Annotated in this window: 10 protein-coding genes and 1 pseudogene; 2 read left to right on the top strand and 9 right to left on the bottom strand. The window is 47.2% G+C overall.

Translation table 11 applies throughout. From position 1 onward, the window contains the following. Positions 1–132: 132 nt before the first annotated feature. Positions 133–1,363: pseudogene (locus MHI48_RS11120) on the top strand (nucleotidyltransferase). Between the two features lie 362 nt (positions 1,364–1,725). Here the strand turns inward: MHI48_RS11120 and MHI48_RS11115 are convergent. Beyond that, on the bottom strand, positions 1,726–2,766 hold the full coding sequence (locus MHI48_RS11115) for a SepM family pheromone-processing serine protease (protein ID WP_076326831.1): 1,041 nt from the start codon (positions 2,764–2,766) through the stop codon (positions 1,726–1,728). Positions 2,767–3,017: 251 nt separating this feature from the next. On the opposite strand from MHI48_RS11115, the gene MHI48_RS11110 reads away from it, so the two are divergent. Continuing rightward, positions 3,018–4,355 carry a nucleoside recognition domain-containing protein gene (locus MHI48_RS11110; RefSeq protein ID WP_076326832.1) on the top strand — a complete coding sequence of 446 codons (1,338 nt, stop codon included), beginning with the start codon at positions 3,018–3,020 and terminating at the stop codon, positions 4,353–4,355. Here MHI48_RS11110 and coaD read toward each other — a convergent pair. From coaD to MHI48_RS11070, 8 genes are all read right to left on the bottom strand, one after another. Further along, positions 4,333–4,839, bottom strand: coding sequence for a pantetheine-phosphate adenylyltransferase (gene coaD / locus MHI48_RS11105; RefSeq protein ID WP_085981453.1), 507 nt, complete (start codon positions 4,837–4,839; stop codon positions 4,333–4,335). The genes MHI48_RS11110 and coaD overlap by 23 nt on opposite strands. 1 nt (position 4,840) lies before the next feature. Next, positions 4,841–5,449, bottom strand: coding sequence for a 16S rRNA (guanine(966)-N(2))-methyltransferase RsmD (rsmD, locus tag MHI48_RS11100; protein ID WP_076326833.1), 609 nt, complete (start codon positions 5,447–5,449; stop codon positions 4,841–4,843). 302 nt (positions 5,450–5,751) lie between these two features. Next, on the bottom strand, positions 5,752–6,189 hold the full coding sequence (locus MHI48_RS11095) for a hypothetical protein (RefSeq protein WP_143781355.1): 438 nt from the start codon (positions 6,187–6,189) through the stop codon (positions 5,752–5,754). Between the two features lie 43 nt (positions 6,190–6,232). Continuing rightward, a complete protein-coding gene (locus MHI48_RS11090) occupies positions 6,233–6,478 on the bottom strand; it encodes a hypothetical protein (RefSeq protein WP_143781356.1) in 246 nt (81 codons plus the stop codon). A gap of 144 nt (positions 6,479–6,622) precedes the next feature. Next, a complete protein-coding gene (locus MHI48_RS11085) occupies positions 6,623–6,928 on the bottom strand; it encodes a hypothetical protein (RefSeq protein ID WP_017689244.1) in 306 nt (101 codons plus the stop codon). A gap of 168 nt (positions 6,929–7,096) precedes the next feature. Further along, complete coding sequence (locus MHI48_RS11080; RefSeq protein ID WP_036670306.1) at positions 7,097–10,144, bottom strand: glycoside hydrolase family 2 TIM barrel-domain containing protein; 3,048 nt, start codon at positions 10,142–10,144, stop codon at positions 7,097–7,099. 157 nt (positions 10,145–10,301) lie between these two features. Beyond that, entirely contained in the window at positions 10,302–11,132 is an 831-nt protein-coding gene (locus tag MHI48_RS11075) for a carbohydrate ABC transporter permease (RefSeq protein WP_036609483.1), read from the bottom strand. Next, positions 11,125–12,015, bottom strand: a complete 891-nt coding sequence (locus MHI48_RS11070; RefSeq protein ID WP_036610887.1) for a carbohydrate ABC transporter permease — start codon at positions 12,013–12,015, stop codon at positions 11,125–11,127. Before MHI48_RS11070 ends, MHI48_RS11075 begins: the two co-directional genes overlap by 8 nt. Positions 12,016–12,018 lie beyond the last annotated feature (3 nt).

Below are 12,018 nucleotides of genomic sequence, written 5' to 3'. Positions count from 1 at the left end.
TCTGCTGATGTTGGATTTGTGCCTTTTTCTTGTCTGAATTGGTGCATGATTTGATCTAATACATGACATCCCCTATGATGGAATGGATGTTATACATACTCGGTTATCCAATCGAAAGGAGTACGTCTAATCATGAAAGCCGTAGGCGTTATTGTTGAATATAACCCCTTGCACAATGGGCATGTCTATCATTTGCAGGAAGCTCGGCGGCTAAGCGGAGCAGACGCCGTTGTCGCAGTTATGAGCGGCCCTTTTCTCCAGCGTGGCGAACCCGCCATCGTGGGTAAAAGGGCACGCACCGAGATGGCGCTGCACGCAGGAGCGGATCTCGTGCTTGAACTGCCGGTGGCTTACGCAGTCCAACCGGCCGAGTGGTTTGCCTTCGGTGCGGTCTCGCTGCTGGACCGCACCGGCGTTGTGGACTCGCTCTGCTTTGGCAGCGAGTCCGGCGACCTGGACAGCCTGCAGCGCATTGCGCGCGTGCTGGCTGTGGAGCCCGCAGGGATGCGCGAGGATATCGCGCGCCGCCTGCGAGAAGGCGCCAGCTACCCCGCCGCGTACGCAGGCGCGGGCGGCGCTGGCGCCCGGCGGCGTCGATGCTCAGGACGCCGCTGCACTGCTGGAGCAGCCCAACAATTCGCTTGGGCTGCACTACCTTATCGCGCTGCAACGACTTGGCAGCGCGATCCAGCCCTTTACGGCGGCGCGTACCGGTGCCGCGTATCATGAGGCGACGCCCGGGCCGGGGGCGATCGCCAGTGCCACAGCCGTCCGCCGCCTGCTGATGGCGGACGGACCTGACGCCGCCGCGCCATACGTGCCGGCGGCAACCCTTGCCATTCTGCATCGCGAATGGCAGGAAGGGCGCGCTCCCATACACTGGGAGCGCTTTGCACAGCCGCTGTTGCACCTCGCGGCCACCCGACGTGCCTCCGAGCTGGAACGCATCGCCGAAGTCACGGAAGGCCTGGAATACCGGCTGAGCCGTGCACTCGCTCAGCTCCCGGAGCCTTCAGTCGAAGCACTCCTGAATGCACTGAAGACCAAACGATACACACGCACCAAGCTCCAGCGTATGCTCGCACACCTGCTCCTGAATCACACCAAAGCCGAGTGTTCACCAGAGCATTTGGCTGCCGGACCCGGATATCTCCGAGTCCTCGGATTTAATGCTCAAGGGCAGAGCCTGCTTAAACAAATGAAGAAAACCGCGTCACTGCCTGTTGTGCTGAAACCATCGACGTTCACACACAATCAGCTGGAACTGGATATACAAGCTCAGGTTGCGTATGTGCTCGCTTGCGAGCACAGGGACACACGTAGGATGTTCAGTGACTACTATGAGTCGCCTGTGAGACTGTAATCCGCTTTTGACCATAAGGCTTCATCTCTATGGAGCTTTTTATTCCATCATCAAACAGATCATTGATATCCACTGTTCCACACTCAACTATACAATTAAAAAATCCCCTTGTTGCGCGCCTCTCAGGCACCTCGCAACAAGGGGATTTTCTTATTCACTTCTCTTATTCACTTCTCTTATTCTCTTAATTCTTGTTCTCTTAAATCTTTTGGGTATCTCTACCCCTTTGGGTCTAGTGAGTCTGTTGATCTTCTCAATTCTCTTGATCATATTTCATTCCACTGTAATCAATTATTCGGATTTCATCCGTTCTTTATCCATCCGGTTCAACTCAAATCGATCTCTTCCCGCCCGATTATAACCTATGATTTCACGGACAAGGTTTTCAAATAAGCCAGCGCATCATCCACCGTGCTCACAGGCACAAGTTTCATTTTGGTGCCGATCTGTTCAGCCTTGGCTGCTGCTTCCTTATAGTTATCTTTAGGTACAAAGAAGATCTCCGCTTCTTTTCGATCAGCGGCTACAATCTTGTGTACTACACCACCAATGGCACCCACCACACCCTCCTTGGTAATGGTACCTGTACCCGCTATTCGATGCCCCTTGGTCAGATCTCCAGGTGTTAACTGGTTATAGATCTCCAACGTAAACATCAAGCCGGCAGACGGACCACCAACCTGAGTATCGGTGAAGGAGATCTGTTTGTCCGGCTCTTCAGCTTTCACCTTCTGAACCGTACCAATCATTACTCCGAGTCCCGGGCGGGTTTCACCTGTTTTATTGTCTTTTACCTGAATCAGTTTCACGTCCCGGCTAATGGTCTCTCCACCACGTTCCAGTTGCATTCCAACCGTATCTCCGACCTTTTTATCTTTTAACTCGGCAGAAAGCACCGTATTATCCGGCGTAGCTGTTCCGTTCACTCCCAGAATGATATCTCCCGGAGCAATGTCTCCTTCCGGTTTTGGATCTTCAGACAGTCCAAATACAAAGATATGTTCAGGTACAATAGAGTAAGTCACACCAGCCTGCTCATATGCAGCCTCCATTGCGGAGGATTGTGAGTCACTCATGAACCACACCTGTTCGGCAGAGTATTCCGCTTCGCTTTTGCCGCGCAGTCGGTCTTCCTTTTTATCCACTTGAGCATTTTTATTGAACAGAGAGGTTCCTAGCAAAAACACATTGGCATATGTTGCCGACACGGTTGTCATCATGAACACACCGTGTTCTTCCTGGTCTCCGCCCTTAACGGTTACCATTGGTTTTACTTCATCTGCACTGCCAGGCATATATATGATATACGGCGTTGGCATGTACACGGCAACATAGACGACCAGAGCCACCACGATCACAAAGATCGAAGCTCTGAATCCGCCAGATTTCCGAATCCGATTCATCGCATGAGCCTCCGTTCTTTGTATCTCTATATAAGCTGAACTCTACACTAATCAGCAATCGTAATTCCATCTTGTTTAATCATTTTTTTCAAGTCTAACACTCTGGTCCTTGTGCATACAATGGTACAGGCCGGATAGGCCGCTGTATACAATAGCCTGTCCGGTCAAGGCCGAACCGCCCTTCGGGCGTCATTCGGCCGTCCATAACGATTCAGATGCCGAATCGGCGTTATCTGATATGAGGTGAAACGATGACATTACAGAGCGAGGTTAGAGATTCTGGCCCGTTACGAACGATAATCCTAAGTACCGGCGCTTTAATGTTGGTCATTGCGGTAGTTGCGTCCCCCAAAGAAGCGTTTGACGCCTCTATTCAAGGTCTGGATATATGGTGGAAAATCATCTTCCCTGCCATGCTCCCGTTCCTCATGTTATCCCAAATGCTCACTGCGTTTGGCTTCACCCACGCGATCGGCGCCTTGCTCGGACCGTTAATGCAACGCTGGTTCAGACTCCCAGGCAACGCAGGTCTGGCGATTGCCGTTGGCATGTGCGGCGGATTCCCCGCAGGAGCAGATGCGGTATCCCGTTTATTTCAGGATAGACAAATTACCGCCAAGCAGGCGGTTGTCCTTGCGGCGGCATCTCATTTTGCCAATCCAATGATGATCATTTTGGTCGTTGGTGCTGCTTTTCTTCACCAGCCGGCGGCCGGATATTTTCTACTCGCGGTCCACTGGATCAGCGGCTGGATTGCTGCCATTCTTGCCACACGTCTCCTGCCAGCACCGGGTAACCAGACAAACAGGGTTGGCTCCACAGCCGCGCAAACAGATAACAACTCTCTTGATTCTCAGTCTGCAAGTCCTGCAAGTTCCACAAGTCGCTCATCTGCCCCCCACCACGCTACGAACAAACGACGCAGTATATGGTCTGATATGATGATTGCAGCGAGGGAAGCACATCGTCGTGATGGAAGAGGATTTGGCAAACTGCTCGGTGACACCGTATCCCAAGCTGTGCAGACCTTAATGATGACTGGGGGATACATGATCGGTTTTGCCGTATTTATCCGGTTGGTCTCCCTTTATCTGACTCCCGGGTCGTCTGCTGCGCTGTGGCCAGCCTTCTTCGAGCTTCACCTCGGCACCTATCATTTGAGCCAGACTTCATTAACACCCATGCTGCTCATGTCTCTACTTGCAGCCGTTCTGGGATGGGGTGGTTTATGCTCCCATCTGCAAGTCTCTGCTGTATTGAAAACAACTGGTCCAAGCAGCAAATCGATGTTGTACTTTGCCGGAGTTCGTCTGACTCATGGATTAATCGCCTTTTTCATCAGTCTGTTCCTATGGATGCCGTTCAGCCGTTATAACACAGAAGTCTGGACCACATTACAGACGAATGCAGAGCGAGACCTCTCGACACCATTTGGTTGGCTACTCATACATAGTCCAGGTAACACATACACGATCAACACCATTTGGAGCATCTTCCCTGCTGCATGCATGGGACTTGCGTTACTTCTTGCAGTCATGGTTAGTCTATCAGGTCTTACCTTCTGGTTTAACCGCCGGTTTTCTCGCTGATTTTCTGACGGAGCGCAGCTTCCACTTCAGGTGAGACAAGATCTGTAACATCTCCATGATAATGAGCGATTTCTTTGACGATGCTGGAACTTAAATAGGAATACTTCGGATTTGTCATCATAAATATGGTTTCCGCATCCGGGTTCAACTTGCTATTGGTCGACGCCAATTGCAACTCGTATTCAAAATCAGTTACCGAGCGTATACCACGAACGATGACCTGAGCTTCCTTTTGCCGGACATAATTGGCTGTCAGATCGCGGAAACTGTCCACTTCGACATTCGGTAGATGGCGGGTTACTTCCGTAATCAGTTCCTTGCGTTCCTCCACCGTAAACAGCGGATTTTTGCTCATATTGTTCAACACAGCCACAATGACGCGATCAAATTGCTTCGACGCTCTGGCGATAATATCCAGATGCCCCATCGTTACGGGATCAAAACTTCCAGGATATACGGCGATCCGTTCCTGTCGATGTATCATTTCAGTCATGAGGAGCCTCCTCTTCCGGTGTAATGGATTCTCCATCTTCAATTGCTTCAGGCGCATAATAATAGATGGATACTGCCGTCTCCCCATACAAAGCCTTGCGCGTTTGTTCAAACGGGCCGAATTGCTCAGGGTAATCATGTTTGGATTCATATTCAAGCACGATGGTTGCTTCGGGTTCCAAAAGTTCCAGTTCGTGCATGGTCAGCATTAACTCGTGCCCGTTCTTCATGCGATATGGCGGGTCGAGAAACACCAGATCAAACGTTGTGCCTCGCTTGGCGAGTGCCTTCAATGCTCGACCTGCATCATTACGATATACGGCCGCCTGGTCTTCCAGCTTGGTTGCCTTCAGATTCATGCGGATGACTTCAATACTTTTCGATTCCAAATCAACAAAAACAGCCTTGTCCATGCCGCGGCTCAGCGCCTCAATACCGAGACCTCCACTGCCTGCAAACAGATCCAATGCTGTGCCGCCCTCAAAATAAGGACCAACCATGCTAAATAACGCTTCCTTCACCTTGTCGGTGGTTGGCCGCGTACCCGTGCCAGGAACAGCCTTCAGCGGCCTGCCTTTTGCACTCCCAGATACCACTCTCACTTGACGAGTCACCTTTTCTCTATGTAAGTTTATTGATACGACTATCGTACCACATTCGGGTTCGGTTTGAAAAATGTGCGGTCTTCATTTCCCTTGGAAAATTGTTGACGAATTGTTGACGCATATGTATAAAAAGGAAACAATCGGGCGATTCTATAATTATCGACATCACAAGTGTCGTAGACAACCGCGGAGAAGACTTACGTTTCCCCATAAGCTCTTCGTCCGGTTTCTCCTCTCCCATGAAAAAGAAGCTCTCGAAAGAGGGCTTCTTTTTGTTGTTTATGTTTTAATTTATTTTGCTAGTTATACTTTTCTTCAAATTCACTTATGTCGGCTTGCTCTTCGGTCTGCAACCATCCGATCTCCCTCAGCCACATGCCCATATCTGCGATAAACTCATTCACTTTTAAATGTTCAATCTTGTATTTCTGGATCTTTTCACTTAAAAAAGCATAAAACTCATGGCTTAAGACATACCGTTGTTTGCTTTTGCTTAATGTCTTATACCGATCCTCGCTGACCACCAGATCAAAATAGATGACATTCTCCTTCTTCACATGCCTGACCGTGGACCTTCTCTCGTATTCCTCAGGAAGACACCTGAAGACAAAGAATAGTTCAATATCAACTATTTGATATTTGCTTTCTGCTTGATCAAAAACAGACTGCAACTCATCCGAAAGATTGGCAACTTGCGTTAAACCTGAAGTGTCAGTTGATCGGCCCAGAATCATCACTAAACTCCTCCTTGTGCCTTGCCCCAACGTAGCAAGAGCTATACTAATTCATCTCTCGATGCTTCCGATTAGACCTTCGCAAATTGATCAATGGAATGATGAGTGCAACAACCGGTAAGAGAAGATTTATTGAACCATTCTTAATCATCATGAAGGTAATAAACAACACGGCGAGCCAAGTCATAATCTCCATCATTTCATATTTGGTTAACGTCAGCTTGAATGCTTTTTTCGAAATGAAACGAATCAAGAAATAAGCGATCAAGCTATAGAACAGGATCATTCCCAAGATAGCAACTAGGATTATGAGGTACATATCCACCATAAAAATCTCACCCGACCCTTATATCATTTTCTTAATTTTACCATATAAGAGATAAGGTGTCATTCCAAATTCCAAACCAGCGCTTCGTCAAGACTGGCAATTTACGCTTTACTTCTCTTCAACAACAATCGTTGCATTATAGATCACAACACGTTTCCCATTGAGATCAAATAATACTTTATTGCCGTATTCCGTATCTTCCACGTCAATCTTGCCATCATAGGTCTGAATCAATTCACCATTATTGCTGTACACTTTAACAACCCTCTCCAGGCCACCCGAGTTATTGGACCTCATCGTTTTGAGTGCACGTTCACCCGAAGCGGTATTGAAATACCATATGAAACATCCAACTATGATACCCAAGAAGACCAACACCGTCACCCATATACCTGTCTTTGCTTTTTTACTCATCTTGAACCCCCTCTTATGTTTCCTGTCTCGTACATTACGAGGTTGGAGAGAGAACGGTTTCATACAATGCCCTCAAGCTGTTCGTTGACATAACAAAACAGAGGCCTCCGATAGCGAAGACCTCTGTTCTTTATAGAATACATTCTTTATTCTGTATGATCCTTTTACTTACAGTGCACGAATGACAAACTCAAATGTCAGTTCGCCGTCCGAAGGGATCAGGTATTCCGGATGAACCGGAGCACCCCAGCTGTCATCACCGCCAACACCCATTTGTTTACCCGCTACAGTCACGACCGTATAGTGTACAGGAGGCAATTCGTACGCATGTTGTGCATTCTCCAGCTCAAATGCCGTATATGGTGAAACATTCAGCTCAACCGGAGTTCCGGATGCTTCAATTTTGAAGCCACGTCCCGCGTTGTCTGTCAATTTGGCCCAACGTACGCCCGTACGGTTGCCTGATTCCTGTGGTACCAGATATGGAGCCATGGTATCAGCTACCTTGCTGCCATGGATACCCAGACGTGCGCCAAATGCGCGGTCTGCATAGTTTTCTTCTGGTCCCATCGCAAGCCATTCCACGTTTTCGAAGTCAGGTGATGTTCTGAAGGACAATGCATGAATTGGCAAGTTTGGCAATCCAGCAGTACCTTTGTACGTATTATGCACACGCACACTTCCATCTGCATGAACGGTATATACCACTTTCACTTGTACATCCTCCGAAATGTTGAGCTTGTACGTGAACTCGATCCGGTATTGATCCGGTTTCTGTTCCGCTTTCCACTCTACAGAACGTGGCATCAGGCTCGCTGCATACCAGGCGCCCAGTTCGAAGCCCATCGCCATACCTTTGTCATTATCCGTCATTGCACGCCAGAAGAGCGGTGCAGGTGGTACAGCAATCGTCTCGCGACCAGACAATTTCAGGGAAACCAGTGTCCCAAACTGTTTGGAGAACAGCGCGTGTGTCTTGCCAGCACGAACACCGATGTTAACGTCACCTTCGATAACTTGTACATCACTTACAAGATTCAAGTCGACTTCAACTGCATCATTTACCTGATCCTGTGTGAAAATAAACTGTCCAAATGCCACTTCTTCGCCTTTGTCAGCCCACAGTGTAGCTTCTTTTAACACAAATGCAGTGTTCACAGCGTACTCGCCGCCCGCCAGAGCTTCTGCACCCAGCGGAAGTTTCACTACCATCTCGCTTTGGGCATCCACGTTGACTTCCAATGTTCCACGCAGCACTTCATGTCCATCGCGCTCCAGGCTGTATACCAGTTCCAGCGCAGATGTATCTGCGAACAGATTACCATTCACGATTTTGACACCTTCACGATCCGGGAACAGCTTGATGTTCTGGTACAGGAATTTAACCTCCTGCATTTTCGCAGTTACTTTACGGTCAGCATGGACGATACCGTTGCCACAGAAGGAATAGTCTGATGGACGATCACCAAAATCTCCGCCATAAGCGAGGAATTCTTTGCCGTAACGATCTTTTTTATAAATGGATTGGTCGATGTAATCCCAGATGAATCCACCTTGATACATCGGATATTTGTCTTCCAACTCCGTATATTTGTGCATACCGCCAATAGAGTTACCCATGGCATGCATGTACTCACAGCTGATATACGGCTTGGTCGGGTTTGCATTCAGGAATTCCTCAATGTCCGCCGGTTTGGCATACATGCGAGTCTCCATATCACTTGTTTCATCGAAACGGCGATCATGGAATACACCTTCGTAATGTACCAGACGTGTTGGATCAGCTGATTTGAAGTATTGGGATACTTTGTAGATGACTTCACCACCATGTGATTCATTACCACAAGACCAGATCAGAATGGACGGATGGTTTTTGTCACGCTCCACCATGGATACAGCGCGGTCCATAACGATATCAAGCCATTCCGGTTTGTCACCTGGAATAACCCATGAAGGCTCAACAGCACCAAGTTTCTGCCAAGATCCGTGTGTCTCCAGGTTCATCTCGTCAATAACATAAAGTCCGTATTCATCACACAACTCATACCAAAGACTTTGGTTTGGATAGTGTGACGTACGTACGGCATTCATGTTGTTCTGTTTGATGGTACGAACATCCCACAGCATGTCTTCCTTCGTAACCGCACGTCCACGACGCGGGTTGAACTCATGACGATTCACACCTTTGAATACGATACGTTTACCGTTGATGTGCATCACTTTATCAATCATTTCAAATGTACGGAAACCAACGGCTTGAGGAACAACCTCAACCAGTGCACCCGCAGCATCATATACACGAATATAGAGACGGTACAAGTATGGAATCTCTGCGCTCCACAGGTTCACTGTACCGATATCTTCACGAAGACTTACTTGCCCATCGTTAACTTTGGATTCAAACATTTTAACGGTATTGCCTTCACGATCACGAAGTTCAGCCTCTACTCGCGCTCCAGCAACCGCTTTTCCTTCCAGTTTCAAATCTAGTTGCAACGTACCGTTGGTATAGGACTTGTCCAGATCTGTGCGAACATGAACATCACGAACGTGTGCAGTTGGGACGGTATACAGATACACATCTCTGAAAATGCCGGAGAAACGCCAGAAATCCTGATCTTCCAGCCAGCTGCCTGTGCTGCGTTGATACACCTCAACTGCGAGTTTGTTCTCTCCATCCTGAAGGAATGGCGTCAGGTCAAAATCAGATGGCGTGAAGCTGTCTTCTCCGTATCCTACGAATTGTCCATTAAGCCATACATAGAATGCAGACTCTACACCTTGGAAAGAAATATATACCGAATTCGACTCCCAACCTGTCGGCAGGTGGAATGTGCGAATGTAACTTCCAACCGGATTTTTATCCTGCGGTAATGCCGGCGGACGAATTTCGTTCAGTCCATCCCAAGGATATTGTGTATTTACATATTGAATCTGTCCGTATCCTTGTAGTTGGATATGCCCCGGAACTTCAATATCATCCCAGCCTTCACTGGAAAAATCGGATGTATAGAAAAACTCAGAACGGCTGTCTGGACGAATTGCATAGTTGAATTTCCACGTACCATTCAGATCATAACGCATGGACATCGCGCCTGAACCTACAGCTTCATCCATTGTTTGGTAATAACGGTGATCGGAATAGGCATGAAGACGGTTCACCTCAAATACACTTACGTCCCCCAACCAGTTGATATCTGCCTTTGTTGCTTTCATCGGCTCTCTCTCCCTTTAAAACGTTATAGTTTGACTTATTCAAGGTTTACGCTGGATTTCCTTTTGCTTTACATAAACAAAAAAGACAGAGGTACGCCATAACAGCGCCCTCTCTTCTTTCCTGCATCCGTCATTTGCACGGATTATGCTGTTTTCATTACTTCACGGAACCTACCATACCTGCAACAAAATGTTTCTGCATGATGAAGAATACGATTGCTGTAGGCAGTGTTGCAATCACGATTGCTGTCATGATTACTCCGTAATCCGGAGAATAACCAGCACCCAGATTTGAGATCAACAGTGGAATCGTTTGTTGGTCAGGTGTTTGCAATACAATGAGTGGCCACAGATAGTTGTTCCAGCTACTCATGAATGTAATGATTGCTGCCGCTGCATATGTTGTTTTCATGGTTGGCATATAGATCTTCAAGAAGATGCCGAGTTCACTCAAACCATCAATACGTCCAGCTTCCAGCAAGTCTTTCGGGAACATTTTGGTGTTCTGACGGAAGAAAAAGATCAGGAACGCTGTTGCGATGGTTGGCAGGATCACTGCTGCCATCGTGTTGATTCCAATAACCGGTGCAACTCCCGAGATTGTTGCGAACATACGATACAGTGGTACCATGATCGCTGCAAACGGGATCATCATGGATAACAACAGGATATTAAACACAATGTCACGAGACTTCGTGCGATATACCTCGAAACCATAACCTGCCATGGAACCAATAAACAGTGCCAAGAGAGTGGAGACCACAGAGATAATCGCCGAGTTTCCGAGAGCCTGTACCAGATTTGTCGAATCAATCAGTTTGTTGAAGTTATCAATAAAAGCTGAACCGGGCAGCAGTCTACCCTTGGTGACATCGACTGATGCATTTGTTGAACTGACCAGCATCCAGAAGAAAGGGAAAATGGATACAAAGGCGACGATGGATAGGAACACATATGTGAAAATCCGTTTTGCTTTAGCTTTAGCCATTTTTATTATCACCTGCCACTTTAAACTGGATGATGGACAATACAATAATCAAGATTACGATGGAATACGACACTGTTGCTGCATAACCGAAGTCCGGTGAATATTTGAACGAAAGGTTGTAGATGTATTGTGAAATCGACATGGTCGCATTACCTGGACCACCTTTGGTAATATTCATGATCTCATCAAAGATTTGCAATGTACCAATCGTTGATGTGATGGACGTGAAGAGGATAATCGGTTTAAGCAAAGGTACTGTGATTTTGAAGAATTGTGTAAAAGCATTCGCTCCGTCAATTCTTGCAGCTTCATAGATCGATTGATCGATGTTTTGCAGGGATGACAGATAGAAAATCATGTTATATCCGGTCCAACGCCAAGTAACGGCGATTATGATCGTAATTTTAGCCCAGAACGGGTCTGTGATCCATTGAATTGGATCTCCAATAATGTGCAAGCCCATCAGGAATTGATTCACCATTCCATCTGGTGCGAACAGATATTTGAATACAACAGAGTACGCTACCAATGAAGTTACACAAGGCAAGAAAATCGCTGTACGGAAGAAGCTCCGGAAACGTAGTGTGCTGTCATTCAGCAATACGGAAATAAACAAACCAAGAATGATCATTACAGGCACTTGAATAATCAAGTAGATAAATGTATTCGATAATGCTGTACGGAACGTTGTATCAACTAACAATCTTTTGTAGTTAGAAAGGCCCGAAAATTCAAGATTGGCTCCTACACCAGACTTGAACGATAAGAGCAGCGCTTGGATCATCGGGTAGAAGTAAAATGCAACAATCCCGACAACAGCCAGCAAAACAAAAGCCCATCCAGTCAAATTATTTTTCTTTTGGAGACTGTCTCCTGTATTCATGGC

Source organism: Paenibacillus sp. FSL H7-0942, assembly GCF_045040715.1.
GTDB classification, from domain to species: Bacteria; Bacillota; Bacilli; order Paenibacillales; family Paenibacillaceae; genus Paenibacillus; species Paenibacillus amylolyticus.
The sequence above is the reverse complement of the archived record's forward strand: the minus strand, read 5'-3'. Positions and strand labels throughout refer to the sequence as shown.